The following is a 24,947-nucleotide window of genomic DNA, read 5'->3' as shown; positions in this document are numbered from 1 at the left end:
AGTTTGAACCGGTGACGGAAACGTGCCGCGTCAAGCAAGATGGCTCAGACCATGGGTTCGATACAAAATCGAAGGGGACAAGCTATGGAACAATGATTGATCTTGACGACGAAATCCTCATGTGAGCTTTGAGAGCGGTTTTTAAAGCGCCATGAATCGTTGCCTGTCTCTACGATTTCGCAATGGTGCGTCAGGCGATCCAGAAGTGCGGTTGTCATTTTGGCATCACCAAAGACGGTGGGCCACTCGCCGAACGCCAAATTGGTTGTAACGATGATCGAGGTTCGCTCGTAGAGCTTGCTTATAAGGTGGAACAGCAATTGTCCTCCTGCCTGAGCGAATGGCAAGTAACCCAGCTCGTCGAGAATAACAAAGTCGAGACGGTTGAGATATTCCGCGGTTCTGCCTTGTTTCCCGTTGCGTGTTTCTGTTTCAAGGCGATTGACGAGATCAACAACATTGAAGAAACGGCCACGTGTGCCATTGCGAATGAGCGCGCGCGCAATGGCAATGGCCAGATGGCTTTTTCCTGTTCCCGTGCCACCAACAAGAACAACATTTCTTTGATCGCTCACAAAAATGCCCGTGGCCAGCTCGCGAACCAAACCTTCGTTGATTGGGGTGCCGGCAAAGTCGAAGTCCTCAATGTCTTTAGCAAGAGGTAGTTTGGCAATGCTGAGCTGGTATCGAATGGAACGTGCTTTGGAAAAGCTACCCCAACTGCATCATGCCGTAGGTAAAGCTATCTGATTATGCTGCTTCCTGCAAAAGTGTAGCAAAAGCCTCGGCAGGTGTCTTAAATCCAAGACACTTTCGCGGTGTTGCATTGAGATTATGGGCGAGGGCGGTCAACTGTGCCTGGCTGACTTGTGTCAGGTCCGTGTTGCTGGGTAAATACCGTCGAATGCGCTTGTTGATGTTCTCAATCGCGCCTTTCTGCCAGGGTGAGTTTGGGTCACAAAACCAGCTTTTAGCTCCCATTCCATCCTCCAAAGCCCGATACGCCATAAACTCGGAACCACGATCAAAGGTAAAACTTCGACGTGCGTGATAAGGCAGTGCAGCAAAGGCCTGAATGATTTTATTCATGATAGGCTTTGAGTGCCGACTGTTGTTTTTAATGATGACGCAATAACGACTTTTGCGTTCAACAAGGGTCATGACATTGGCTTCTCCAAGGTCACGATCAAAGATAATCAAATCACCTTCCCAATTTCCAAATTGCAGGCGATTGCCAATAAAATCAGGACGTTGATGAATGTTAAACGCTTCTGGAATGCGGGAACTGCGCGATCGTCTGGTGCCACGTGGGCAGCGCTTTGTTCGCATCTCGGCCAAGTGTTCATACAGTTTCAGCGCGTATTCTTCCTTGGAATAAATGAAACGATAGATTGTTTCGGCACACAGACGTATCGCGCTCAGGCCATGGCTAATCAGCCGGCCGCAGATCTGTTCCGGCGACCAATGGGCTTCCAATTGTTCAATGACGAACTTACGCAGCTCTGGATAACGTCTGAGCTTGCGCAACCGTGTTCTGCGGTCTTTGCTGATGTTGTCGGCAACAACGCTATGATAGCCATTATAGTCTGGTATCTCAGTGTCCCGAAAGCTGTTGCGCTTGATCTCGCGATAGATCGTCGAGCGATGGCGACCCATCAGCCGCGCTATATCGCCGAGCGGGACTTTGAGCTGTTTAAGTTCGAAAAGACGGCGACGTTCGGACAAAGTGATCTGCGAATAGCAATTCGACATCCAATTTCCTCCATGGCTAACCACATGAATTCATTGGCATGTTGCAGTTTAAAATAGAATGTACCCGGCTACAAATTTTGGTCGCATAAGATAGGTTATGGAACTGTCATCATTCTAGAAGTGCTAACCCAATTAGCGAGCCAATGTTGATTGTTAAACCATTCGTTAAGCTGAAGTCGAGCATGCTTTTCTTCAAACCATAACAATCTTCGAATTCCAGCAGGTATCAATGAACTTCAAAGTTGATCGCCGCACAAAACGGCTATTCAACATTTTAACTGCCATCACGAAGCCTGTCTGCCAATCGGATCATAAGATCCATCCGCTCATGAAAAATCGCAATGATAAGCGATGGCTCGTTTTTCCGGGGCAGACAAAAGACATAATGGTGTTCGCACTTTTTCATCCGCAAATTTGGATACAGATCACCCATATCTCGAGACGCACTATTACCATCAGCGAGACTCACAATCCCCTGCTCCAGTTTGTCGATATAGCGACCGGTTTGCGTATCTCCCCATTCTTTACGCGTATACCGAATAATACTTCTCAAATCGGCTTCGGCTTTCGCGGTCAGAAGATAGTTTTTCAAGTGCGGCCTTCGATCAGTTCTTCATCGAGAATCTCAAGAATAGTCTTATTCGATACTTTTCCCGAAAGTCCTTCTTCGACCCGGGTTTCCACTATGGCTTTTAATTCCTGCCAGGCTTTGTCGGCGTCGTTGTCACCTGGAAACAGCCGCTCTAAGGCATACTGTTTAATGGTTTTTCCTTGCAAGGCAGCAAGGGCCTTCAGGCTCTGATGCTGCTTATCGGAAATATCAATCGTCAGGCGGCTCATGGTCGATCTCCTTACATTTTTACAAACCCACATTAGCGCACTTGTAGCGATGGCGCCATGCCGGGAATGTTCTGTCACGCGATCTAACTCGTCGAGGTAATTCGGCAATTAGAAAATTCGAAGTGTTCGCAGCAGTGTCAGGCCAACACGAATTAGGCAAAGGATTATCGCATATCAAAGAACACTTGATCAGACTGGCGTATAGCCCCGTTTTATTTTTTGACGATGTAAGCGATCTAATGCAGCATAGGCATCTTGCGAGCTATCAAATGATTGGCATTTTGACTGGCCGAAGCTTCCTATTCGCCCCCAATTACGAGTAAATACCCAGACACCAAACAGATCAGGCTCAACAGACAAGCCATAAAAACGCGCCATGTTTTGTGACGGATTTCTGCGTAGCAGATCGACGTGTAGATAATTTGAATTATTCATACACGGGAGTCTGATTCATCGCTCAGACAATATCCAATGAATGTTTTGAATCATTGGGCCGACATTGATTCAAAACTTTGTCGAATTTCAGTACGTTTAGGCAATTTGAACAAGGAAGTGTCGCTTAGCATGGCGTTCAAGCGATATATTCATTCTGATCTAAAATGTTTGGGCCTTCATCTTAATTTCAGCTTGACTGCAATAGAACCCAACTTTCAACACCAAACCCCAGTGCGACGCGGTATAAATTATCGATTGATATATTTTGCTCAGATCTTTCTACAGCACTCAAATACGTGCGATTGAGCCCACATTTATTTGCCAAAAACTCCTGTGACCAGCCACGCTCCGCACGCAGTTTGCGCATATTCAGCGCAACCACGTCTCGCAGTGGGCTTTTGGGCGTCGTTTTCATAGACAAAGCTATTGTGCTTCGACGGTTTTAACGCTACCTGTTTTAACATACATTCGACTTTGGCAGCTGTCATTTTTAAGATGACCGCTAACCATACTGCGCAAATTTGGCCTCATGGGACCTTGCAATGAGACATCAGCGTGTTGGCGAGATTGGCTGTTATCTGAAACTATCGCTGCTGCGGGCCTTGTCGGATGGCTATCGCCTTGGCATCGCCTGGTATTTGGTGCCTGACAGTGAGCGACCAAGTTCAGGCCTGCAGACCGGGTATCTCGACTTACCCGATCGGTGGCGACAGCTAGATCCAGAAGTTTTTGATGCATTGCATTCACTTGTGCGTTCCGGTCGGCGTTCCGTGCCTGCATTGCAACGATCAGGGGTTATCAATGCCATTCATTCATCTCGGCCTCTTGAATATGAACGCGTGCACTCGACGCAACGCGTTAGTTATCGTCGAGCATGGTTTGAAGGCGTCCTTGCCGACTTACGTGACTGCAATCTGATCTTTGCGGATCCGGAAATGGGTTTGATCGAAAAGGGCAAGCCGATACGTGCCGATCATTCCCTTCGCATAACGTCGGAAGAAGCAACAGCGCTGGCAAGAGGCCGAACTGCCATCTTTTTTCATCGAAACTCATTGCGTGCTGGCGGCCATGATGAGGAAGTTCAATACTGGCTCGATCAGTTTGACGCTAATGCATTCGCTATTCGCGCGAACGCCTATAGCGCTCGAACATTTTTCATTATGAACCCGACGCCAGCAATTAAACGCAGAGCTTTGCGTTTTTGCGCGCGCTGGCAGGATCTCAGCGTTAATCTGCAAGGTGCACCACCTGTGATGTTGAGTGCCTGAGATAGCAGTTAGCAGTTGTCCTAACCGCCGCTGATAGCTCGCCTCACTCTACTTTGCGCAAGCCTTTCAAACAGCTCTCGGAAATACCGATTGCTTGGATGGTTTCGTGCGCCTGCAAATCCATTGATCCATTCGCCCTGCTCCCCAATCATGCCTATGAGGTTACAATGACCGTACAAACATTCGCCACCCGTATCCTGGTCGTTCTGACCATGCTTTTAAGCTTGCCTATTGCGCCCGGTTTTGCGCAACACATGGATAATGTAAGAGGCGTGTTGAAAGAAGGTTTTGGGCGGCAATCTCTGCCTCATACAACCGATTGGGGATCAATCAACAGCATTGTCCTGCCGGAAACACGCAATATAATGGACTTGGGACTTCCAGGCGATCGGCCCAGTCGAGGCAACAAGAGGTTGCCTGTTAGGGTAGATCAACTCGACCCATTCGGCTTTAAAAATTACCTGATGAGTAAGAGTGACACGCAAGCCTGCCGGTTTTTAGTGGAGATGGACATATTCTCGTCTTGCCCGCCGCTTGAGATAATCCTTGTTAATCCAGAAAACATCACAGAATTCATCACAATCTCCAAAGAGGTGAAAGCCGGATATCTTTCCAAATCCTTTGTCGAGAAGACGCTGCTGCCTGAACTCATCAAAAATCGTCAGGAAATAATTGGCGACGAAACCATCGATGGAATGAACTCCAAAATTGCGTTGATTGAACCGCCAACTTTTACAACCGAGCATGCCAATCCGCGCATTTCGTTCAAGACACAGATGGTCATTGATAATGGCAGTGTGGTGCTGCGCTATTTTGAGCAAAATGTCTATGTGCTCACTCGCCATGGCTATATCGGGATCAACATTATCAATACCAAGTTTTTGGACAAGAAGCAGATTGATGAAATCATTGATCGCATCATTGGGGTAGACGCGCCCCATCGTTACGACGACACATCCATGTTCGATTTCAACGGCGCCGATATTAAAGCGGAAGACTTTTTGATTTTCGAATAACCGGGGCGCGCGGCACCAAGCGCATGTGGCAAAGCCCTACCCAACGGTCTTGTAACCGGGGACGACTGGTTAGCAGCATTCACCAAAACCGTGCGGCACCGCTCTCAACAAAAACGGCAAATCAGTCCGCGGTCCCTTGCTGCCGTAGGCCGATCTGCAATCAAAAACTTTCACTCATCCTAATTCACAACGACCAAAGGATTTGATCTGTATGATTATCACCGAAGACATCAAAATTGGCAGCGGAGTCTATCACTTCATGGCTATAACCGGAGCCATTGTTGCCACCGATCAGCGCAGCGACACCCATATCAGCGGTCATACCAATGTCAGTGTCAACGATGGTCGCGGCAGCGGCTCGCATTCGATCTCATCAGAAGTCAAAGTGGTGCGCGATGTCTGGTTTAAACAAGAAAATGGTCAGGAACATCATGTACGCATGCATCGTGATATGCCCATGCGCCCGGGACATCAGGTTGCACTGATTGCGGTTGGTGGGCCGCGCATTAAAGGGAAAAATGATATTGAGCTGATGTTTTACAATAAAGACACCAATACCAGATCAATACTGAGTGGCTATCCAATCCATAAACCGGTCAACGCCCTTTACTGGTTCGCTTGCTTTGTACCAATCGCCATCGCCATTTTAATCGCATGGGCTTTTTACGTCGGCACGCCGATCAATAAATTCGGGCTGTTCGTGACGGTCTTTGGCGGCGGCTTTATTAACAATCGTTTATGCAATTACATCCGTGACAGGCGGTTTGAAGCGCTGCTGAAAGCGAGTGACGAGTTCATTGTAAGCGTTCGCACACGCATGGATGAGCAAAGACAAGGACGGCTTCAATCGAAATGAAATCGGTTCACCAATCGTTTGGTTTCCGTTCTGCCTACCCCCTCACAGCCTACAGCGCCGTTTAGCAAAAAACAGCGCTGGCAGAAGCTTCAGAATGTAGGAGAGATGTATCACGTATCAGGTTGGCAGAGAACAACGCTAAGTTTTAGAATCGGTGGATTCAAGAAACATCGGTAGTCGCACGTTTTCGGCAGCTTTTTCTAACCTGCCTTTTAGAAACTCATCGTTCTTTATTTGCGTGAGCATCATGCAAGCTGCGGTAATCGCATCATTTGTATCAAACAGGCGCTTACTTTGCTTCACCAAATCGCCACCTCTGACTGCATATATCTGCATGGCCATTTCGAGGATTTGTTTCCGTAAATCCTCATCGATAATGAACGTAAGATTGCCTTCGGTTATGCCAGGCGAGATTTGATCATCGATATCTTCAAGGGCAGCTTTCACGACGGTCACTCCTATAAAGATTATGCTCTGGACAAAGTTTTGAACACGCACGTTTAGGTCGAAAAGCCTTGAGCCAAGGATTATCCCTCTCGGATTGCCGAGCAATAGAACATTTAGTTGACTCACCTCCGTAAGGAATTAAGGCAGTCATGCAACAATGAATATTTTGTTGATGAGGCAGTATTATCGGTTGGTAGGCATGAAATACCGAATTCAACTGAAGTGGGTTCAGTACGACAACTGACGTCAGAAAATAAACCTTTGTTATCATACCCAAATAAGTGAGAAGCATTCCGCCCAACAACCCGAAAGAACTAACAGAAGCTATCTTTCGGCGATTATAATTATCTAAATCCATTACAGCCACCATCGCGGAAAATATGCACCGAGAAAGAACGACAACGCAGCAATGAAGGCTAACAACGCGATCACCATCCAACCTTTTAAGCCCAAGGTGGTTGAGTTCGAAATCTGCTGCATCAACTTTTGTAATTGTTTTAGAATTCCGTTGAACTCGTCCTTCGTGGCATATTTCGCAACGAATGCATCGTCGTGTTCTTTGAAAGCTCGCTTAAGAGCAGCTTCGCCATCTAGTACGCTCTTGCGATAAGCTTCCTTGGCATCGGCCATTTGTTGCTGATGCTGTAAAACAGAAGCTCTGGGAAACTGCTTTAGCTGATCACTTAATACGTGCACGCCCTCGGTGATATCTCGAAAAGCAGTTGCCAAAGTCAAAGTGGCAAAAAATGACCCTATCAAACGCACCAGCTCAGGTTGTGATTGCACACCGAATACAGCGACAAGCCTGCGTAGGCGTAGTTCCGTTTCTCTATCCAGTTCACCGTCTTTTCGCCAATCCGCGATGAACTTTTCGAGTATATCTGAATCACTCATGTCCATTCTCCAATCCAAGAGTTAGAGCGAGTTCATTCAAGCCTTTGACAGCCTGTTCAGCCTGAAATGCTTTGACGATGTCTTCCTGCGACTCTTTGATGTATTGTGCGAGAGGCTTGCGCTCCGTCAGCAACGCTTCAAGCAAGTTGGTCGGCATACGGGGGATGTTGAAGACGTCCCCACCGCGCAAATCGAAATTCGATCGATATTTCTCATAGGTGGAAAAATCATGTTCATTGAGTGCCTGAGCCATCTGGCGTGCCACAAAAACAGGTTCACCACTGTTTCTCTTCAGGTAGGCATTTAGTAAAACAACAGAGTCTTTATACGGACTGATAATGAAAATCGTTTTCACCTCCACCCGACCACTTTGTTTCAGACGGGATATGGCACTGAGCCCATGATCATTCATGTCTTCTTCGCCCTGTGCCGGCATGTTGACAATCATGACGTCGTAGCTCTCATCCAAAGCTCGCTTCAGATGCTCTACCCAAGACTCGCGTTGGCGAATAAAACGCCCTACCCCATCGGTATCTTTGGTTAGCTGCAACACATCATCATTGTTGCTATCAAAGTCCTCGTAAATGACTTTTAAACCCGTAGTAGATGCAAGATATCCTGTGAGAATAGCCGTAACGCTTTTCCCGATCCCTCCCTTGTAACCTGTAATGTAGATAACAAGAGGTTTTCGTCCCTTTTGCGGGATACTCATAAACCCGTCGAATATTTTACTCATTTTCAACCTCATAATGGTGATTAATCTATTCCGCCCTGGTCTCGGGCTGGCCGAGAGCCTGATGATTGTGTTTGTGGTCGCTCCGTCTTCTCCTCTCTTGCAAATCCTTTGACTGTTTCGTGCGTGACGTTTGTTGTTGTCTCTTTAGTTGCGGGGCTGCTGGTTTTATCGGAGTGCCGTTTTTCCGGGCCTCTTATGTGAGTTGCTTCAATCCCCATCGCAGTTTGCTCATGATAAAAGCTGTTGAGCCTCTTCGCGGTCACCGGAATGCCAATTGCTTTGAGATGATGACAAACAATTGTTGCGTTCGTGAACTTGATCGCGCGTAGAACCTCGTCCTTGAATTCCACTACGCTCAAGTATTCATCAAATTTTGACTCATCCGGTTGCAAGCGCAGCCGAACAATTTTGCGCAAGTGCATCGCCGCATGCTTCGGTGAAGCTGGCTTTTGATTTGATCTTACTTCGTCAACCGATGGGTCGTTTCGTTGAATACGCGACCAAAGCGCGACCAGAGTTTTCATGTTTTGGTGGTCTGGAATATATTGCTGCAGTGCCTGCCGGACCGTTAGACCTTGATCCACCGAGGCTCGGATACCATCCGCATTCTGCTTCAATATCTCCGTGAAGTTTTTGGTTGCCATCTTCGCTCGCACATTGTTTTGCTTTTATGCCTTAAACCTGCTTTGCATTTTCTGTTATGTCAATAGCCATTTTGCAAATAATTCTTTTTATGTTCCTATTATGTCTTCAAATATCTGCAGGTCATGCTAATTATAACGTATTTCGTGTGTACGTCGAAAAGTCCTACTTCTATGCAGAAATGTTGGCACGCAGTGAATTAATATGCAAGCTTGCTTATGAAGAAAAATGGTGCAACATTTTCTATGTTGTAAGAATGGAGAAGGGCCAGCCATCTCCTTTGTACCCACAAAGGACTTTTTTGAAGGAGTGGTTTTTATGCGTCAGGGGTCGCTCGGCTCAGCCCTTCCGTGTTCATAAAAACAATTTAACCAAGGTAAGAGGCGTGATGAGTAAAGAGATAGGCAAAGAAAAGGTCATTCAAATAAGGGTCAGCCAACAACAGGCAGATGACTATAAGCAGCTTGCAGAACTGAACGGGATGAGCCTTTCAAACTATATCAGGCAACATTTTTCTGAGATGTTGCGAATCCAGAAGACATCCAATTTGAAAATCGAAGCTGATGCGCTTCCACAACTGAGCAACCAGAATGTCTTTGCTCTGCGACGCGATTTGTCATTTGTGGGAAGTAGGCTTAATGATCTTTGTGTCGTTGCCAGCAAAAACGGCGGCAACATAAAAGAAGTTGAGCAGCAGTTGAAAGACGCCATTGGCCTAACGGTCAAAACGCTTCAGAAACTCGCTCAATGATCATCAAAGACATTGTCCGTAAGCGGCAGACCGATCCGCATTCAATTCGGTTTGCAAGCAGTATCCAATATAGCCGACTGGACAAACACCAATGGCGTTTAGCACAACGCAATGGGTTTGATCAGAGCATAGAATATTCGAGGAAGCCCGATTTAGAAAAGTTGGTTGGCGAACGCGTCATTCATTCATTTGCGCGCGGAGTGACGGCGATTGAAACTGCCGTTTGGGAGATGGATGCTGTTTCTCGACTTTCTATTTGTCGCGATCCCGTGCTTCATGCGGTCCTTAGTTACAATTCTGCGCATGATGAAAATCCAACCTTTGAACAAATTGAGGCGGACGTTGAAACATTTCTTCGCGCGCGCGGCTATATCGATGCCAAAAGGCTGCGCGGCGGTGAAACTAAGCAAGCGCTTAAAGAGCGTGAATGGGCGGAGGTTAATCAACATGTGGCGTTTGTGCATGGCGACACAGATCACCTACACGTCCATGTCATTGCCAACCGTGTCAGCCGAACGGGCTATGCTGCCAACAATGATAAAAACTATCTGACCAATGAACGCACAGCCGCAAAAATTGCGGGTGAGAGAGGATGGTCGATAGTTGTCGGTCATAATAATTTCGACTTGGTGACCGCTCAGGCCTTGGAACTTGGCGCGAGCGCCGAAGAAATTAAGGCGCTTGCAGACAAAGAATTCCCATCTCTTAAGCACCTGAACCTGAATCATCAGATAAAGCCGCTCAATGCCGAACGTGTGCAATCAGGACGACAGCGTGAATTTTCCGAAGATTACTCTTCGTTTGTTCAGTCAAGCTTTCTCGGATCAAAATCGATGCAAGAGTTTCGTGAGCAATGTTTAAAAGGGGGAATCCTTGTCAAGTTTCGTGTGAAATCGGCAAAGAATGGCCAGGAGTTTCCCACCTTGGCGTTCACGGATCTTGAAGACAAAACTGGTCAATCGGGCACGAAATTAGGCGTGAGTGCAAAAGACATAATCGAAAAATTCGGACCATGGCGTCAAGAATGGCTACTTCCGATCACAACGCGTCCGCCTGATGAGCCCGAATTGCCATCCTTTGTGACGATTGAAGAAATCGCGCAGCAGACCCAGCACGCACATGAGCAAATTCTTCGCACACCTCCTAAAGCCGACAAACAAGTGCGTGCTGACGAAACAATTCACGAAGCCACCGAACGCGTTGTTTCCACACTGGTGAGAAAAACTCAGCACCCTGCCCCGAAAATTGATCTGGAGGATAATGCTTTCGCGCAGCATGCTGAGAAACACGATAGTTCGGCAAACTTGTGCGAAAGATTTCGTCTTTTACGCAAAGTGCGTGAAATGCGGATGGCCAAAGTTATTGGATCTGCACACACTCAAAAGACACAACTCGCTTTGGATAAGGCGTTGCGGGAGCTTTCCAGGGAGCGAATTCGAATCTCACTGCTTTGGAGTGTTACTCCCGTGGAAGACGACAATAGAAAGCGCTTGCTCAGGCGATTTCTGGCGCTCGACGCAAAAGCCGACTACGCTACGTTCACAAAGAAATTTAAAGACAACGAAGTGTATGAACTTAAGTTACAAGGCCAAACCAACCGTCTGACACTCAATTTTGAACTGAACGCCAGATTAGCCGCAGCACGTCTAAGGGCCCTCATTGACCGCCAGTTCCATGGCAAGGAATTTGCGAAAAATCAGTATGAGAAACGAGAGAGTAAGATCAGAAGCGACATCAAAAAAGAGTATGCCGCCGCTGCAGCTCTGATCATAAAACAGCCCTTGCCGACTTTTCAACAGTGGCTCCTCGATCAGCATAAAACACATGCTGTTCTGGCGGCAATAGAATGCGAGCGTGAACGGGCCAAGGCGCCCGTTCAAAAACATCAGCTCAAAACGCCCCCATTAGAGAAGACATCTCAGATCACAGCGAGTCCAGAACATTTAGTTAGAGTTAAGACCGCGCGGGAAATATTTGACGATGTAAAAGCACTGCGGCCCGATCACCGCGATATACCGGTGAATAATCTTTTACAGCAGACCAAAACGGTAAATACCTCGACAAATTCTGGCAGAGATAATTGCGAAATAAATAACAATCCCCAACTAGCTCATACAGAGACACCAAGACAAGGGGACCGAATAGAACCGCCCAAAAAGAAAATTAAAACGTCTACAAAAAATGCCAAGGTTAAGAGTAATAGGAATAAATCTGTGGGACGAGAGATATAGAGATCAAACAAGCTAAGTCTCAAGTTTTTTTCTCGCTTCGCCATTCGCGCGTCTTGTTTCGATCAATGACTTAGTCAGCATCGGATAATCAGCCGGAAGTCCCCATTTTTTTCTGTACTCATCCGGTGTCAGGTTGAATTTTCTTTTAAGATAGCTTGTTAACATTTTCTTGTGAACTAAGTCTTCTAGACAAATAATGTAGTCCTTACTGTACGTATTTTCTGGATCCAATATAACTGCGCCTGACTTACAAAAATCTTTATTCTGCTTTCGCTCATCCCGAAGCTCCTTAAATTTTATCATAGGTCGTGCGATAACTCTTATGCCGGACGCATTAGTATATGAAATGGTATCCTGATTTGAGTTTTCGCTATCACTCGTGTCATGATAATTCTCGTCTAGTTCATAATCACTAATTGGCCGCTCATCCACTGTGGGCAAAAACACATTTTTCAAATTTTGCGTCAGCTCTGCGATTTCGACCGGCGTCATATTACCTTTTTCAATCGCACTCCGAACGATTGATGTAATGCTTTCATGGGCAAGTTTGATAATTTCTTTGTCCATTGGTTGAGCTCTCAATTTGCTAAGGTTACGCACTGGTCTAAGATCGTTGGCATCAAGATAGGCTGAGGTGGAGTTAATTTCAAAGTCTTTTCTTTTTAGACACAGGTTTCTGCATTTTTTATAAAAATTTCCCGCGCCACACTGCGTTAAAGTGAAATTTCCTTCAAATTTTTATATTTTTGCATGCAAGATGTGGCGTGATGACTGTGCTTTCTCAGCTCATTCAGTAAGGCAATTCAATGGTGACCCATGCTCTGTTACGATTTGCATAGTAAACGCACGCGCCCAAGTGACTGACCCATAACCCAATACCATGTCTCAATCAGCTGAGGATGCATAGGCAGGGCGTCAAAGCGGGCCATTTATTTTGAGCACATGATATTCGTATCACATGCGCAGCTTGCTGCGTGAGGGGTTTGGGATGATTGTAAGCGCCATCGTCAAACGATTAATTTGAGCAGTTGGTTGGACCGATCATTTACTCATTGAAGGTGAGCGCCGTTTAAAAGGTGTCAGTGACAAGCCCACAGTATTTTGAATGTTTCTGAACTCTTCGTTTAAGCCGCCCGATAGGTGTTTGAGGCGAAGAAGATATTTTTAAAGGATCGATCTGTGATCTCTTTTAGTTTTATTTCCCGAAAAAAGTTTGATTAGCGCGCACGAGATCTGAGAAGCGCGCAGCCATTCATGAAGAGAGTGGAAAGGTTTCAGGTTTCAGTTTTGCTGGGCCAGGCTTTCGCTCATTCAAAATTATAAGGAGTTATCAAATGCGAATAATAGGAATGTTTGATCAGCGCGGCAGCAGCTTTGCCGGTCAAATGGAACTGATCGGACAGACGATTGATCTGGTGTTCTGGCCGCGTGAAAAGAAAGGAGAATTCAGTCCAGATTACGATATTTATAAAAAGAGCTTTGTCGTGGGTTCTGCCTGGTGCCGGAAGACCTTGGATACAGAAAGAAACTATCTCTCCGTTAAATTCGACGATCCGAGCTGGGTCACACCGATTTACGCACGCCTTCTCGATAAGGATGCAGACGGCAAATATGCCCTCGTCTGGCAACGCCCACGAGCCAAATCCGTTTAAACTTTTCAGGATATTCCTGACTGCCAATTGTCATTCGCATTCTTTGCGTCTGACAACTCGTCGAAAGCTTTCAGCTGTTCGACCATTTTGAGGCAACAAGCCAACGCCGCCGTCTGATCCTTCAGCCTGCAGCCCTTCTCGCCTCCCCTTCCAAAAAGACTGATCGCGCAATTCATCGAACTTTGTCTGAAGCATTCCTGCTTCCGGCATGCCTTTGCGCGCGGTTCGTCAGCTTTCATCAAAACCATCAAATCAACTGACAATCAGAAAGACTGAATTTTATGACAACCGGAAATACCAGTATCCAACTCACCATCTCATTTGATGCGGACAATGAACCAAAATCCGCGACGTTGCGCATTGAACTAGGGCGAGCCCAGATTTCCATGCCCCTCCCCAACGGTCTTCGCTTTGAGGGTGAAAATCCCCTGAGCATCAGCCTGTCTTTTCCCGACAATTTTATTGTTAACAAAGAAGCCCTTCATGCAAACGACACAACAGACACCGAAACCCCGCACGAAACCATCACGTCAACGGCCGCGCAGAACAAAACAGATAAAAAGCAACTGCTGTTGCCGTCTCCCCGTTCATCAAAAGCGCCATCCCGCTATCAAACCCAATGGCCGGTGATTGGTGGGGATGATCTCCTGCTTGAGACCGCAGACGTTTTAAATTCGAAAGTGTTCTCTGACAAATTTGTGCCTGGCATCAAACGACACATCTATATCGCCGGCTGCGATGGTCTCAGAGACCTTAAAAGGCAGCTCAGCATTCCGATCTTCAAGGTTGGAGAATGTGGCGAAGGCCGCATTGCGGATCGTATCAAGCAGCAGAGCAAAGACCGGTACGGGTCCTATTACAAGCTTGATGGTGATTGGCCGGTGCAAGATGAAGGCTATGATGATTATTCTGCCCTTCAGATTTATCTTCCCGAGACCCTCCATGAGAAAAGTCCGGTTCGCGCTTTAACCCGCGGTTTATCCGTTACCCTCCCCCACGACATGAGCCGTCAGCAATTCAGTCGCGGGTTTCAAAAGCGGCTGGCGTCGTGCAGTTGGCTTAATTGGCGCAACACCGACGATGCCATTGATCACTTTGAACGCAAGAACATCAACAGGGATATCATCGACCGCTATACGGATTATGGGGTCGGTGGTGGAGTGGATATAACACAAGCGACCGAGCTCTACTGCATTCGCAATGAAAATCCAGAAGACTGCAAGCGCCTGATAGCCGTCATCGAAAACGTCATTCTCGAGCATATGGGTTTGATTTAGAGAATATTAGGGCGGCAGATGAATGTCTGTCGCCCCAAACCAGATCTACGTGGAAAACCGTGGGTACTCGAGCGGGTGGAGGAGCGATGTCTTGGCCAACGTTTGCAGACAACTGCTTAGCTCACGTTTAATTTCAATCCTCTCTGTCGGTCAATGGTCGCTCAAACTTCACGCAGTTTTGTCATGTAAACGAAAGGGCTACGATACCTATCCCGCACAAAAATGATGTCTTGAATGCAGGACCCAAAGGACCAACTTAGGAGGAAAGGCCTCTGCTGAGCTGCACGGCTCCTTGACGAGGGCATATCACGACGTCGTTATCGTTAATGATCTTCCAGCGCACAAGTTCGTTCTGTGATTACCGATATTCAATGATTTCAGTAATCTAAATTCGAATCCGTCTCCAAGATTTGCATGAATTTTGTAAAAAATTGCATTCATAGCTATATGTCGCTATAGTCAGTGCAGGAGCTAACCCATGACGAAGTTACAGGAATTGAAAAAGCATCTGCGGTCGGGCAAGGTCTATCGTCGGGAAGATCTCGTCCAATGGTCGTCGTCTGTCGATCGGCATCTTCAGCAGCTGCTGGCAGAAGGTTACCTGACCAAGCTATCGACCGGCGTCTATCACCGGCCGAAGCAGACGGCGTTCGGCAAAGCTCCCCCCGAGGATGACGCGCTCGTCGAGGCTTTTCTGAAGGATGACCGTTACCTCGTGACCTCGCCTAATGCCTATAACAGCTTGGGGGTGGGCGCGACACAGCTCTATAACAAGACCGTCGTCTATAACCATAAGCGCCACGGCAACTTCATGCTGGGCGGCCGAGAGTTCGAGTTCCGCAGAAAGCCAGCCTTCCCAAAAACCCTGACCAAAGAATTCCTACTGGTCGACCTGGTCAACAATCTCGACCAGCTAGCAGAAGACCGCGATCAGGTGCTTGCTCGCGTTAAGGAACGTGCCCTGCAAGGTAATCGCACCGCTATCACCCGTGCCGCCAAGGATTACGGCATGGTGCGCACGCGGAAATTCTTCAACACCCTCGCCGCGGATACGCATGTCAGCTGATTTCCTCCATAGACACAAAGATTTTGCTTCCCTGCTGCGCATCGTTGCTGACCAAATGAAGGTGCAGCCAGTGCTGGTCGAAAAAGACTACTGGATCATGCATTGCCTGTACGGCCTGCAGCAGCTGGAGATGGCTTTTGAGCTGAAGGGCGGCACCTCGCTTTCGAAAGGATACGGCATCATCAACCGCTTCTCGGAGGATATCGATATCCGTATCGAACCGCCGAAGGCAATGGAGGTAAAAACCGGTCCCAATCACGACAAAGCGGCGCATCGTGAAAGCCGGAAGACCTTCTATGACTGGCTGGCAGATACAATCACCATCGACGGTATCCAAAATATTGAGCGCGATACCGAATTCGACAATGAGACGTATCGCAGCGGCGGCATCCGCCTTTACTACCCCGAAAAGACCGGCATGAAATCGGATCTCAAGAACGGCGTTTTGCTCGAAGCCGGCTTCGACACAGTGGCTCCCAATATCCACAAGGATATCAGCTCTTGGGCCTATGATTACGCGGCATCGCGTGTCGAGCTGATCGATAATCGCGCACTGGCCGTTCCCTGCTACGAGCCCGGCTACACGCTGGTCGAGAAGCTCCAGACCATTTCCACCAAATATCGCAAGCAGCAGGAAACCGGCCAGTTCCCCGCCAATTTTCTCCGGCATTATTACGATGTCTACTGCCTGCTCGACCAACCGGACGTGCAAGCTTTCCTCGGCTCGGGCGCGTATGATGCCCACAAGCAGAAGCGCTTTCCGAAGGCCGATAATCAGGACATCAGCAGCAATCCCGCGTTCAGCCTATCCGACCCAACGACATTCGCACTTTACGAGCACGCATACAACCGGACCGCGGCGCTCTATTATCATGGCCGGCCCACCTTGAAAGAGATCCTGGCCCGCATCACGTATTACGCTGATCGTCTTTGACGACGACGTTCCATTTGGGCTGATCTTTAGCGGATCAAATGGAACAAGCGCCAAAGGGGCGGCTTGGTTGTCCGGTATGGTCGAGTTCATATCGCAAATCCACAGTTCTACACAGATCACAACTTAAATCGACGCCATTGCACAGTGGTCTTTTGCAATAACTTGAAAGGACATGAACCACTGGCCCCTGTAATTGTGCGAAGTATTGATTGCCAGTCAAGAATAGCGGTTGCAATCAAAAGGAGCTGCGCCACGTCTCAAAATGCCGTGAAAATGAACTGCAGAAATATAGTTCCGACACGACACCACTGATTACTTAATGGACTTAAATAAACCTCTCCAAAAAATTTGCCGTTGGTCCAATGAAATACTTGAGGGAGGCGTTATCTGCCGATAATCTAGGAATACTCATATGCCTATAGCACTCAATTGTAGCCGGGCTACGCAATAGAATAGCCTCCATCGACTGGAATGACGGTCCCATTCACATAGGAAGCTGAATCCGAAATCAGAAATGCTATAACTTTCCCGACCTCTTCCGGTGCTGCCCAGCGGTTGAGGGGAATCCGATTAATTATTTTCGGCGCGCGTGTTGGATCATTTTTGGCTCGCGATGCCATACGCGTATCGATCCAGCCAGGAGCCACTGCATTCGCACGCACCCCTCTTTTCCCACCCGCCACCGCAAGGGAACGCGTTAAAGAGACAATACCTCCCTTGCTCGCGCCATATGCGGGGGAACCGGGCGTCCCAAATATGCTCCACATGGAAGCAATATTGACAATTGATCCGCCGGTCTTCTCAAGTTTTGGCAACGCCAGGGTGCAGATATTGAAGACAGAAACAAGATTGACATCAATTACCGCTGCAAAATCTTCTGCAGTCCACTCCCGATCATGCCGCTGAATACCCGCACAAGTAACAAGCCCGTAAAGACACGAAGTGCTTTCAACGAGATCGGTGACGGCAATGGAACATGATACATCCAATTCTACGAATGTAAGCCCAGGAGGCAGCTCAGTCTCCCGATCAAGCCCGGCTGCAATTACTTTATATCCGTCATTCAGAAGAATCGTTGAGGTTGCCAGTCCAATGCCGGTGCCTCCGCCCGTTACAATAACTGTTCTCATGTCAGTCTCCGTTGGTTACCGGATGGACATCACGTCCATCCGAGCACGAAACTTCAGTGACTCCGCTCAGACCGCATCATGATCTAGGATCAGATCGCGTTCTTTGGTTTCAGGTGACAGAAACGCACTTATAAGCGAGATTGCGGCGAGCAAGATGACGTAAATCGCGACCGGCCACCAACTGCCGTATCTGGCAACCAAAGCTGCGCAGATAAACGGTGCAAAAGCTCCACCGATCAGGCTTCCAATTTCTTTAGACGCCGTGACACCTGCAAGACGATAACGCGAACCAAACATCTCAGCCATCCATGGCGACTCGATGACATACATGCCCATGATCGAAACGCTGAACCCCAGCATAAAGGAAAGCGTTATCAGGACCGGATTCCCGGTTGAGACCATTGCAAATGCAGGAATGGCAAACAGAATGAGAAAGCCTGTCAGACTCATATGAACATGGCGGCGCCCAAACCTGTCACAGAGCTTACCGACAACCGGAATCGTGAAGTAACAAAAGACTGAGGCGAGAACGAGTGCGAGGGTTCCAGTTGTTTTAGTCGCGTTCGGAAGGTTTGCGATGTAACCGATCAGAAAAACCTGGAAGATCATTGATGGGCCAACTTCGCCGATGCGTAGACCCAAGCACCGCAGAAAAGCACCTCGCCCTGGGCCGAATACCCCACTATAGATTTCTTTGAGTGTCGCTTTGGACTGCCGTTCAGCAACCTCCGAAAAGGCTGGGCTTTCCTTCACGTCGCGGCGAATGTAGAGCCCCCAAATAGCGACAAATAAAGATGCCAAGAAGGGTAGTCTCCATCCCCAACTTAGTAGCTGGTCTGACGGTAGCATGCTAACCGCGAGCCAGACGGTCGAAGCAATCAGGGTGCCTGTGTTCGAACCTATACTCAAAAAAGATCCGACAAAACCCCGTTGATTTCGTGGTGCGCTTTCGACCAGAAGGGTAGAAGCACTTGCGAGTTCCGCACCTGCACCGAAACCCTGGAGAATGCGAAGAAGAACAAGCAGCAACGGAGCCCAGATTCCGATATGGGCATATGTTGGTAGTAATCCTATAAAGAATGTGGAAATGCCCATGATCAGAATGGTAATGTAGAGAATGTACTTGCGCCCTATCTTGTCGCCCAGACCTCCAAGAATAAGTCCCCCTATGGGCCGTGCAGCAAAACCCACTGCATAGGTGGCGAGACTAGCAATCAGCCCTACCGCCGGATCGGTTCCCGGAAAGAACAATTGATTGAAGACGGTCGCCGCTGCTAGCCCGTATATAGCAAAGTCATAATATTCAAGCGCCGTTCCGATAACACTTGAAGCTGTTCCTTTTCCGTAGACAGAACTCCGTTCTTGCCGTTCTTCGGCATCACGGCTTTCATTCGTAACACTCACCATGCCCGTTCCTCCCAAAATCAGGTTACTTCAGAAAATCCAGCCAGCCTCACGCTTAACCAGAGAAATCGATCAATACTTTGTATGAGGTGTTCTTGTCCGAGGCGGCTTCGAACGCCTGCCTGGCATTTTTTAAGTCGAAAGTAGACGTGACGAGTGGATCAACATCAACTGCACCGCTTCCAATCAGCTCGACAGCTTTTTCAAATTCGTGATCAAAACGGAAAGCTCCAACCAATCGAAGTTCTTTTACGGTCAGAAGATTTAAGCCACTGGATGGATTGGCGGGAAACAGACCCACCTGCACGATCGTTGCGTTGCGGGTAGCCTTTTCAAGAGCCACGTTCAAACCGTTTTCGTTACCAGAGCACTCAATAACTGCATCATAGTCGCCAGCAATTGCAGAATTACCCCGAAGGTCTAAAACAGCATTTGCTTTCAGATGCTTCCCCATCGCCAAAGCAAGGCTTGCAACATCTGCGACGTCAATGGTGTCTGCTCCGGCTTGTCGCGCAGCCAGCAGGCAAAGCGCTCCAACCGGTCCAAAACCGACAATAAGAATCCGTTTCCCTGCGATGTCCGGGATTTGTTTTACAGCATGTAACGCCACCGCTAGCGGCTCGGCAAAGGCACCGACGTGTATCGGTACTTTATTGCCCAGCTTAAAGGCTCTTTCAGCGCGACAATGGATATATTGTGAGAAAGCACCCGGTTCAGGTGGATTTCGCATAGCACTTCCCATAAAGCGCATGTTTTCACAAAATCTCGTCCTTTTCTCCCGACAATATCTGCATTCGCCGCATGGTTGTGATGGATTGATACAAACCGCATCTCCTATCGCCAGACCCGATACGCCTTGTCCCACCCGTTCAATCGTCCCGACGACTTCATGCCCTAACGTCATCGGCGCTGTCATTTTTACAGATCCAAACCCTCCATGACTGTAGTAATGCAGATCTGATCCACAAATACCGCCGAAGGCTGTCCTGATCCGCACTTCGTCCGGTTGAAGTTCAGTCAAAGGATCTTCGCGTAGCGCAATAACGCCGGGACGCTCCAACAAAACTGAAATCGTTGACGCGCTCATTTTGACAGCAACCATTGATGTGCGGCTTCATTGTGAAAACGCCAGTTTCTCTTCGGACCAGCCATTACGCACAACTGATAGAGATCATAACCGTGACAGACAGCGACCGGATGATAACCGCGAGGGACAAGCGTCAGTGTCCCTTCTTCCAGCACGAGTGCCTGATCCAGGCTTCTGTCATCGGTGTATACGCGCTGGAATGCAAAGCCTTGGGGCGGATTGAAGCGGCTGTAATAAGTTTCCTCCAATTGTGTTTCTGTCGGGAAATCATCGATATCGTGCTTATGCGGCGGATAGCTCGACGTGTGCCCACCCGGGGTGATCAGCTCAATGACAAAGAGCGTGTCTGCGGCATCGTCCCCTTCGGCTAGAATATTGGTGACGTAACGCTTATTCGTACCTGAACCTCGAGTTTCTGTGACGAGATCTTCAGGTCGAAACTGACGAAGAGTTTTATTTCCCTCGATTGAAGGGGCGGAGCATATGGCAAGCTCCAGCTCTGTCTTCGCAATAACACGCCAAGTCGTACCCTTCGGAAGATAGATTGCGTGTGGTAATCCATCGAACGGTGACATTCGCTCACCGAAGTTTCCTCTCGATAATTCATCGATGAAAAGTTCGCCTTGTCCTTGGACAACTACCAGACACACTTCGTTATTGTCGTCGTGGCCTTGGGCCGTGCCACCGTCCTTCAAACGCTCAATGCGAAAGCCAATATACTTCCATCCGGCAGTTTCCGGCGTAACGTCGATTGGGATATTTGTCTTGTTATCTGGCTTGATAAGCAGGTTTTCCATGTTTTCACTCATATTCAATGCGTTGGCAGTCTGCAGCGCGGTCCGCTGTCAGCTGGATTTCTAACGGCTGAGTGCGGCGTGCACCTGCCCGATAAGGGAGGTGCTTTGTTGTGCGAGCAGCCAGGTATCAGCCCCCACCGCCACGAAATCAGCCCCCTGGTCAAAGAATTTTGCTGCAGCGTTCTCACCATATCCAAGAACTCCTGCACCGCAGGACGTTGCGCGGATACGGTTCAATGCCTCACGAATGGCTTCAGCAACTTCAGGCACGCTTGCACCTTGGCCGGTAAAGCCCATTGAGGCGGCAAGATCGCCGGGACCTATGAAAATCGCATCGACACCTTCGACTGCAGCGATATCTTCAAGATTTGCGAGGGCCGTCGGTGTCTCAGCCTGGACAATCACACAGATACGGTCATCCTCTGAAGCCAGATAGGATGCTGTGTCCCGACCATATCCTGTCGCCCGTACAACCCCAGAAATTCCACGCATTCCCCTTGGAGGATATCGCGTCCACGATACGGCCTGTCTCGCCTGTTCTGCTGTATCAATCATCGGAAACATGATCGATCTGGTGCCAATATCGAGAAGTCGTTTTGTAACGGTCTGGTTGGCCTCCGGGGGGCGAACAATCACTTCGCAGTCATCACCGACAGCACGAAGCTGTTCGAGAACGGTCGAAATCTCGTTCGGAGAATGCTCCATATCAATCAGCAGCCAGTCGGCCCCCGATCGAGCAAGAATTTCGGCCGAGGCAGCATTGCCAAGACTGACCCACAAACCGATTTGCTGTCTGTCTTTCAGCCTTGCTTTAAAGGTGTTGCTCTTCATAGCTTTTTCCTGTGAAGCTGTATTTCTCGCTCAGTCATCCGACGGTTAGTCAAGCGACAGATTCTGGACAGTGCGCCCCCCATCGGCGAACAGGCTCTGCCCCGTGATGTAACTGGCAAGATCGCTCAGCAAAAAAGCAATGCCAGCAGCAATTTCCTCTGGCTCACCAACACGCTTCATAGGCGTACGTCGAAGTACGGCCTCCAATGCTTTTGGCTTTTCTTTCTCAAGTGCATCAAGCAACGGTGTTCGGACCGTTCCAGGCGCCATTGCGTTCACCCTGATGCCAAAAGGCGCAAGCTCGACCGCCATAGCACGCACCATCTGTGCCACCGCTCCTTTGGAGGTCGCATAGGCAGTGTGCGAGGGCGTTGCGATGACAGCGTTGACGGAAGACAACAACACAGCCGAATAAGGGTTAGCGTGAGATCGCGGTGCCTTTGCCCAGATCCGTGCAAGCCGTTGCACAATGCGAAAACTGCCCAATACATTGATCTGGAGAATTTCGGCAAACTCTGCGTCTTCAAGTTCCAGAAAATTATGATGCCGGTCAACACCGGCACTGGTCACAACACCGTCCGGGACACCGTGCTCCTCTATAAGCTGACTGATCATCTGGTCGACATCATTCGGCTCTTTTACATCACAACGCAGAAAGCTGATCCCACGAGGCAGGGTGGATGAGGGAATGTTGCGGTCCGTTACCACAACTCGGGCCCCGCTCTCAGCGAGGAAGACCGCGGTTGCAAGACCAATTCCGCTTGCTCCGCCGGTGACCAGATAGAGTTTTTTGTCGAGTTTCATTGGTTGCCCTCCGCTCGAAAGCCGAAAAGTGCCTGCGCATTTGCCGAAAACAGCAATTTTTGACGGTATGGATCCGGAACGATGGAACGCAAAAGTTCGATCAGCACGCCATCATCAGGTGCCGGCTGAAGGTTGGGATGCGGCCAGTTCGACGCCCAGATAACACGATGCGGGAATGCATCAGCGACCGTGCGGGCCAGAACCGCGACGTCTTCATAATCCGGCGCGCCGGAAACAGACGTCTCATAAAGACCAGAGAGCTTGATCCAGACATTTCCGGTTGCTAGCAGCGACATCAATGCTTTGAAAGCCGTATGACCGGTGGTGACAGGTTTGTGAAATTTGCCGACATGATCAATGACGAGTTTGCAGGGTATCTGCGAAATCACGTCCATACGCTGTGGCAATTCCAGACCATCGAGCTGTAAATGCATTTGCCAGCCGCGCGCGGCGAGCCTCTTTCCAAGATCAGGAAGGTCACGCCACCGATAAATACCACCCGGTAACATAAACGCGCGCAGGCCGATAACGCCCTGCATACCAAGATCATCCAGCAATGCGTCTGGCGCATTGAGACTAACGACCGCAATACCCCGCGCCCGATCACCAAGGCTCCGCAGTCCCGACAGCATGACCGAATTGTCAATCCCGTAGATCATCGACTGAACGAGAACGACATTTTCAATCCCCAGTTTGCCCATCACAAGCTGGTAATCAGTAACGGTTGCCCTGGGCACCTTGAACGGCGCGTCTTTCGCGTGCGCGCCTTCAGCATAGATATGCATATGCGCATCAACAGATGCAGCGGGCAGCAGGGAAGCTTGAGAAATCATTGAGCAGCCGTCCCGGAGATGCGGCGATTGAGATCGCCTCGCTTCAGAAAGTCTTCCGATAGTGCCATCCCCAGTCCCGGATTTGAGGACGGGCTGATGAAGCCGTTCTCGACAACCGGAACACTATCAACGATTTCCGCATAAAAGCCCTGAGTGTGAGCGCGGACAGTTTCACAAATCAAGCCGTTTGTACTCGCCGCAAGCAGGTGAACATTGGCACCCAGGGTCACTGGCCCGGTACAGTCATGTGGGGCAATAACCCGGTCAAAAGCATCTGCAAGATGCATCACCTTCAGAGCCTCACTTAGGCCTCCGATCCATGCCACATCGAAATTGGCCACATCGACCGCCCGACGTGAGAAAACCTCGCGATACCAGACCGACGTACCAAAATTCTCACTTCCGGCGACACGCCCCCCCACCTTTGAACGATAGATCGCGAGATCATCGAAATTCTGCATCCAGATCGGTTCTTCGTGCCAGTAAATATTGTAGTCCTTAAGGGCATCCGCAATCTCGAGGGCCACAGGCAGTTTCCACAGGCCGTGATACTCGATCATGATATCCATTTTGTCGCCGACCGAATTTCTGATCTGTTCAATGGGCCAGAGCGCCTTGCGCATTTCGGACGCTGAGATTTCATTGCCGCGATTGCGCAGGGCGAATGGATCGAACGGCCAGATTTTCATTGCTGTGATGCCTTCGGCCAGCAATTCCGCGGCGAGGCGCGCGGGCTCAAAGACCTGCAAAAGCAGATCGTCGTGCCGATCTATTTTTTTAGGGGCCGGGTCATCGCGGCTGATCAGCTCAGTATTATATCCCGCCCGTACCCGATTGTTATACCGGGCGCCTGCACAGGTGTTATAAACTTTGATCTTGTCCTGCACCATTCCGCCGATCAGCTGATAAACAGGCTGATTTTGTATTTTACCAAACAGATCCCAGAGCGCGATATCGACAGCTGAATTGCCCGAAACCTCAACGCTTCGGGAAGGAAAGCCATTGAAATGATTTCCGATCCTGCGAGATATCTCATGCATCAGCGCAGCACGGCGTGTCGGATCCTTGCCTATTAATGCTGGCGCCGCTGTTGAATGAATGTATGCGATCACCGCATCAGGGTTACGGAAAGTTTCACCCAGTCCCACCAAACCTTCATCCGTATGCAATCTCACCCACACGAGATTACTTGCTTCCTGCATCTGAAGCGTTTCAACGCCGATAATTTTCATAAGGTCCTCCACCTGATGGGCGTACAACACCG

At 48.9% G+C, this 24,947-nt stretch carries 27 protein-coding genes and 1 pseudogene; 9 read left to right on the top strand and 19 right to left on the bottom strand.

What is annotated here, in order from left to right:
• Window positions 1-44: 44 nt before the first annotated feature.
• The 6 genes and pseudogenes from istB to ACOZHT_RS23960 all read right to left on the bottom strand — a co-directional run.
• A pseudogene (gene istB, locus ACOZHT_RS23985) lies at window positions 45-713 on the bottom strand (IS21-like element helper ATPase IstB); the annotation flags it as partial.
• 37 nt (window positions 714-750) lie between these two features.
• Window positions 751-1,752, bottom strand: a complete 1,002-nt coding sequence (locus ACOZHT_RS23980; RefSeq protein WP_421567028.1) for an IS30 family transposase — start codon at window positions 1,750-1,752, stop codon at window positions 751-753.
• Between the two features lie 274 nt (window positions 1,753-2,026).
• Window positions 2,027-2,344: a type II toxin-antitoxin system RelE/ParE family toxin gene (locus tag ACOZHT_RS23975; RefSeq protein WP_421567026.1), complete on the bottom strand. Its 318-nt coding sequence runs from the start codon at window positions 2,342-2,344 to the stop codon at window positions 2,027-2,029.
• Entirely contained in the window at window positions 2,341-2,592 is a 252-nt protein-coding gene (locus ACOZHT_RS23970) for an antitoxin (protein WP_421567024.1), read from the bottom strand. Before ACOZHT_RS23970 ends, ACOZHT_RS23975 begins: the two co-directional genes overlap by 4 nt.
• Window positions 2,593-2,781: 189 nt before the next feature.
• Window positions 2,782-3,027 carry a WGR domain-containing protein gene (locus ACOZHT_RS23965; protein ID WP_421567022.1) on the bottom strand — a complete coding sequence of 82 codons (246 nt, stop codon included), beginning with the start codon at window positions 3,025-3,027 and terminating at the stop codon, window positions 2,782-2,784.
• Window positions 3,028-3,214: 187 nt separating this feature from the next.
• On the bottom strand, window positions 3,215-3,394 hold the full coding sequence (locus tag ACOZHT_RS23960) for a helix-turn-helix domain-containing protein (RefSeq protein WP_421567030.1): 180 nt from the start codon (window positions 3,392-3,394) through the stop codon (window positions 3,215-3,217).
• A 175-nt stretch (window positions 3,395-3,569) separates the two neighbouring features.
• On the opposite strand from ACOZHT_RS23960, the gene ACOZHT_RS23955 reads away from it, so the two are divergent.
• From ACOZHT_RS23955 to ACOZHT_RS23945, 3 genes are all read left to right on the top strand, one after another.
• Window positions 3,570-4,295: a hypothetical protein gene (locus tag ACOZHT_RS23955; protein WP_421567020.1), complete on the top strand. Its 726-nt coding sequence runs from the start codon at window positions 3,570-3,572 to the stop codon at window positions 4,293-4,295.
• A gap of 167 nt (window positions 4,296-4,462) precedes the next feature.
• Complete coding sequence (locus ACOZHT_RS23950; protein ID WP_421567018.1) at window positions 4,463-5,311, top strand: hypothetical protein; 849 nt, start codon at window positions 4,463-4,465, stop codon at window positions 5,309-5,311.
• A 211-nt stretch (window positions 5,312-5,522) separates the two neighbouring features.
• Window positions 5,523-6,167, top strand: coding sequence for a hypothetical protein (locus ACOZHT_RS23945; RefSeq protein ID WP_421567016.1), 645 nt, complete (start codon window positions 5,523-5,525; stop codon window positions 6,165-6,167).
• Window positions 6,168-6,305: 138 nt separating this feature from the next.
• On the opposite strand, the gene ACOZHT_RS23940 is transcribed toward ACOZHT_RS23945, so the two are convergent.
• The 4 genes from ACOZHT_RS23940 to ACOZHT_RS23925 form a co-directional block, all read right to left on the bottom strand.
• A complete protein-coding gene (locus tag ACOZHT_RS23940; RefSeq protein WP_421567014.1) occupies window positions 6,306-6,614 on the bottom strand; it encodes a hypothetical protein in 309 nt (102 codons plus the stop codon).
• 357 nt (window positions 6,615-6,971) lie between these two features.
• The gene (locus ACOZHT_RS23935) at window positions 6,972-7,508 is read right to left on the bottom strand and encodes a hypothetical protein (protein WP_421567012.1); all 537 of its coding nucleotides are present in this window, start codon (window positions 7,506-7,508) and stop codon (window positions 6,972-6,974) included.
• Entirely contained in the window at window positions 7,501-8,244 is a 744-nt protein-coding gene (locus tag ACOZHT_RS23930; protein ID WP_421567010.1) for a hypothetical protein, read from the bottom strand. Before ACOZHT_RS23930 ends, ACOZHT_RS23935 begins: the two co-directional genes overlap by 8 nt.
• A 20-nt stretch (window positions 8,245-8,264) precedes the next feature.
• The gene (locus ACOZHT_RS23925; RefSeq protein ID WP_421567008.1) at window positions 8,265-8,888 is read right to left on the bottom strand and encodes a hypothetical protein; all 624 of its coding nucleotides are present in this window, start codon (window positions 8,886-8,888) and stop codon (window positions 8,265-8,267) included.
• Window positions 8,889-8,944: 56 nt separating this feature from the next.
• On the opposite strand from ACOZHT_RS23925, the gene ACOZHT_RS23920 reads away from it, so the two are divergent.
• Together ACOZHT_RS23920 and ACOZHT_RS23915 are read left to right on the top strand one after the other, a co-directional pair.
• The gene (locus ACOZHT_RS23920; protein WP_421567006.1) at window positions 8,945-9,637 is read left to right on the top strand and encodes a hypothetical protein; all 693 of its coding nucleotides are present in this window, start codon (window positions 8,945-8,947) and stop codon (window positions 9,635-9,637) included.
• On the top strand, window positions 9,634-11,868 hold the full coding sequence (locus tag ACOZHT_RS23915; RefSeq protein WP_421567004.1) for a relaxase/mobilization nuclease domain-containing protein: 2,235 nt from the start codon (window positions 9,634-9,636) through the stop codon (window positions 11,866-11,868). Before ACOZHT_RS23920 ends, ACOZHT_RS23915 begins: the two co-directional genes overlap by 4 nt.
• 12 nt (window positions 11,869-11,880) lie before the next feature.
• Here ACOZHT_RS23915 and ACOZHT_RS23910 read toward each other — a convergent pair whose 3' ends face one another.
• Window positions 11,881-12,435 carry a MucR family transcriptional regulator gene (locus ACOZHT_RS23910; RefSeq protein WP_421567002.1) on the bottom strand — a complete coding sequence of 185 codons (555 nt, stop codon included), beginning with the start codon at window positions 12,433-12,435 and terminating at the stop codon, window positions 11,881-11,883.
• 767 nt (window positions 12,436-13,202) lie between these two features.
• Between ACOZHT_RS23910 and ACOZHT_RS23905 the strand changes: the two genes are divergently transcribed.
• From ACOZHT_RS23905 to ACOZHT_RS23890, 4 genes are all read left to right on the top strand, one after another.
• A complete protein-coding gene (locus ACOZHT_RS23905; protein WP_421567000.1) occupies window positions 13,203-13,520 on the top strand; it encodes a DUF736 domain-containing protein in 318 nt (105 codons plus the stop codon).
• A gap of 281 nt (window positions 13,521-13,801) precedes the next feature.
• Entirely contained in the window at window positions 13,802-14,797 is a 996-nt protein-coding gene (locus ACOZHT_RS23900; protein ID WP_421566998.1) for a hypothetical protein, read from the top strand.
• Window positions 14,798-15,275: 478 nt separating this feature from the next.
• Window positions 15,276-15,863 (top strand): DUF6088 family protein, encoded by a 588-nt coding sequence (locus tag ACOZHT_RS23895; protein ID WP_421566996.1) that lies wholly within the window; start codon window positions 15,276-15,278, stop codon window positions 15,861-15,863.
• Window positions 15,853-16,797: a nucleotidyl transferase AbiEii/AbiGii toxin family protein gene (locus tag ACOZHT_RS23890; protein ID WP_421566994.1), complete on the top strand. Its 945-nt coding sequence runs from the start codon at window positions 15,853-15,855 to the stop codon at window positions 16,795-16,797. Before ACOZHT_RS23895 ends, ACOZHT_RS23890 begins: the two co-directional genes overlap by 11 nt.
• A 440-nt stretch (window positions 16,798-17,237) precedes the next feature.
• On the opposite strand, the gene ACOZHT_RS23885 is transcribed toward ACOZHT_RS23890, so the two are convergent.
• From ACOZHT_RS23885 to ACOZHT_RS23850, 8 genes are all read right to left on the bottom strand, one after another.
• Window positions 17,238-17,927 (bottom strand): SDR family NAD(P)-dependent oxidoreductase, encoded by a 690-nt coding sequence (locus ACOZHT_RS23885; protein WP_421566992.1) that lies wholly within the window; start codon window positions 17,925-17,927, stop codon window positions 17,238-17,240.
• 66 nt (window positions 17,928-17,993) lie between these two features.
• Window positions 17,994-19,334, bottom strand: a complete 1,341-nt coding sequence (locus ACOZHT_RS23880; protein ID WP_421566990.1) for an MFS transporter — start codon at window positions 19,332-19,334, stop codon at window positions 17,994-17,996.
• A 52-nt stretch (window positions 19,335-19,386) separates the two neighbouring features.
• Window positions 19,387-20,433 carry an L-idonate 5-dehydrogenase gene (locus tag ACOZHT_RS23875; protein ID WP_421566988.1) on the bottom strand — a complete coding sequence of 349 codons (1,047 nt, stop codon included), beginning with the start codon at window positions 20,431-20,433 and terminating at the stop codon, window positions 19,387-19,389.
• A complete protein-coding gene (gene iolB, locus ACOZHT_RS23870) occupies window positions 20,415-21,215 on the bottom strand; it encodes a 5-deoxy-glucuronate isomerase (protein ID WP_421566986.1) in 801 nt (266 codons plus the stop codon). Before iolB ends, ACOZHT_RS23875 begins: the two co-directional genes overlap by 19 nt.
• A 60-nt stretch (window positions 21,216-21,275) precedes the next feature.
• Window positions 21,276-22,046 carry an HpcH/HpaI aldolase family protein gene (locus tag ACOZHT_RS23865; protein ID WP_421566984.1) on the bottom strand — a complete coding sequence of 257 codons (771 nt, stop codon included), beginning with the start codon at window positions 22,044-22,046 and terminating at the stop codon, window positions 21,276-21,278.
• A gap of 45 nt (window positions 22,047-22,091) precedes the next feature.
• Window positions 22,092-22,850 carry an SDR family NAD(P)-dependent oxidoreductase gene (locus ACOZHT_RS23860; protein ID WP_421566982.1) on the bottom strand — a complete coding sequence of 253 codons (759 nt, stop codon included), beginning with the start codon at window positions 22,848-22,850 and terminating at the stop codon, window positions 22,092-22,094.
• Window positions 22,847-23,683 (bottom strand): amidohydrolase family protein, encoded by an 837-nt coding sequence (locus ACOZHT_RS23855; protein ID WP_421566980.1) that lies wholly within the window; start codon window positions 23,681-23,683, stop codon window positions 22,847-22,849. The genes ACOZHT_RS23860 and ACOZHT_RS23855 overlap by 4 nt, the downstream gene beginning before the upstream one ends.
• Window positions 23,680-24,915 carry a mandelate racemase/muconate lactonizing enzyme family protein gene (locus ACOZHT_RS23850; protein ID WP_421566978.1) on the bottom strand — a complete coding sequence of 412 codons (1,236 nt, stop codon included), beginning with the start codon at window positions 24,913-24,915 and terminating at the stop codon, window positions 23,680-23,682. The genes ACOZHT_RS23855 and ACOZHT_RS23850 overlap by 4 nt, the downstream gene beginning before the upstream one ends.
• Between the last annotated feature and the right edge of the window lie 32 nt (window positions 24,916-24,947).

The sequence above is a fragment of the Ochrobactrum sp. EDr1-4 genome (assembly GCF_049199085.1).
Taxonomy (GTDB): domain Bacteria; phylum Pseudomonadota; class Alphaproteobacteria; order Rhizobiales; family Rhizobiaceae; genus Brucella.
Note: the sequence above shows the minus strand (reverse complement) of the source record. Positions and strands in the feature narration are given on the sequence as shown.

Bases quoted from the DNA above. Each gene is read 5' to 3' on its own strand.
- ACOZHT_RS23980 (WP_421567028.1), bottom strand. From the start codon at position 1,752: ATGTCGAATTGCTATTCGCAGATCACTTTGTCCGAACGTCGCCGTCTT.
- ACOZHT_RS23970 (WP_421567024.1), bottom strand. From the start codon at position 2,592: ATGAGCCGCCTGACGATTGATATTTCCGATAAGCAGCATCAGAGCCTG.
- ACOZHT_RS23965 (WP_421567022.1), bottom strand. From the start codon at position 3,027: ATGAATAATTCAAATTATCTACACGTCGATCTGCTACGCAGAAATCCG.
- ACOZHT_RS23960 (WP_421567030.1), bottom strand. From the start codon at position 3,394: ATGCGCAAACTGCGTGCGGAGCGTGGCTGGTCACAGGAGTTTTTGGCA.
- ACOZHT_RS23955 (WP_421567020.1), top strand. From the start codon at position 3,570: ATGAGACATCAGCGTGTTGGCGAGATTGGCTGTTATCTGAAACTATCG.
- ACOZHT_RS23950 (WP_421567018.1), top strand. From the start codon at position 4,463: ATGACCGTACAAACATTCGCCACCCGTATCCTGGTCGTTCTGACCATG.
- ACOZHT_RS23945 (WP_421567016.1), top strand. From the start codon at position 5,523: ATGATTATCACCGAAGACATCAAAATTGGCAGCGGAGTCTATCACTTC.
- ACOZHT_RS23935 (WP_421567012.1), bottom strand. From the start codon at position 7,508: ATGAGTGATTCAGATATACTCGAAAAGTTCATCGCGGATTGGCGAAAA.
- ACOZHT_RS23930 (WP_421567010.1), bottom strand. From the start codon at position 8,244: ATGAGTAAAATATTCGACGGGTTTATGAGTATCCCGCAAAAGGGACGA.
- ACOZHT_RS23925 (WP_421567008.1), bottom strand. From the start codon at position 8,888: ATGGCAACCAAAAACTTCACGGAGATATTGAAGCAGAATGCGGATGGT.
- ACOZHT_RS23920 (WP_421567006.1), top strand. From the start codon at position 8,945: ATGTCAATAGCCATTTTGCAAATAATTCTTTTTATGTTCCTATTATGT.
- ACOZHT_RS23915 (WP_421567004.1), top strand. From the start codon at position 9,634: ATGATCATCAAAGACATTGTCCGTAAGCGGCAGACCGATCCGCATTCA.
- ACOZHT_RS23910 (WP_421567002.1), bottom strand. From the start codon at position 12,435: ATGGACAAAGAAATTATCAAACTTGCCCATGAAAGCATTACATCAATC.
- ACOZHT_RS23905 (WP_421567000.1), top strand. From the start codon at position 13,203: ATGCGAATAATAGGAATGTTTGATCAGCGCGGCAGCAGCTTTGCCGGT.
- ACOZHT_RS23900 (WP_421566998.1), top strand. From the start codon at position 13,802: ATGACAACCGGAAATACCAGTATCCAACTCACCATCTCATTTGATGCG.
- ACOZHT_RS23895 (WP_421566996.1), top strand. From the start codon at position 15,276: ATGACGAAGTTACAGGAATTGAAAAAGCATCTGCGGTCGGGCAAGGTC.
- ACOZHT_RS23890 (WP_421566994.1), top strand. From the start codon at position 15,853: ATGTCAGCTGATTTCCTCCATAGACACAAAGATTTTGCTTCCCTGCTG.
- ACOZHT_RS23885 (WP_421566992.1), bottom strand. From the start codon at position 17,927: ATGAGAACAGTTATTGTAACGGGCGGAGGCACCGGCATTGGACTGGCA.
- ACOZHT_RS23880 (WP_421566990.1), bottom strand. From the start codon at position 19,334: ATGGTGAGTGTTACGAATGAAAGCCGTGATGCCGAAGAACGGCAAGAA.
- ACOZHT_RS23875 (WP_421566988.1), bottom strand. From the start codon at position 20,433: ATGGTTGCTGTCAAAATGAGCGCGTCAACGATTTCAGTTTTGTTGGAG.
- iolB (WP_421566986.1), bottom strand. From the start codon at position 21,215: ATGGAAAACCTGCTTATCAAGCCAGATAACAAGACAAATATCCCAATC.
- ACOZHT_RS23865 (WP_421566984.1), bottom strand. From the start codon at position 22,046: ATGAAGAGCAACACCTTTAAAGCAAGGCTGAAAGACAGACAGCAAATC.
- ACOZHT_RS23860 (WP_421566982.1), bottom strand. From the start codon at position 22,850: ATGAAACTCGACAAAAAACTCTATCTGGTCACCGGCGGAGCAAGCGGA.
- ACOZHT_RS23855 (WP_421566980.1), bottom strand. From the start codon at position 23,683: ATGATTTCTCAAGCTTCCCTGCTGCCCGCTGCATCTGTTGATGCGCAT.
- ACOZHT_RS23850 (WP_421566978.1), bottom strand. From the start codon at position 24,915: ATGAAAATTATCGGCGTTGAAACGCTTCAGATGCAGGAAGCAAGTAAT.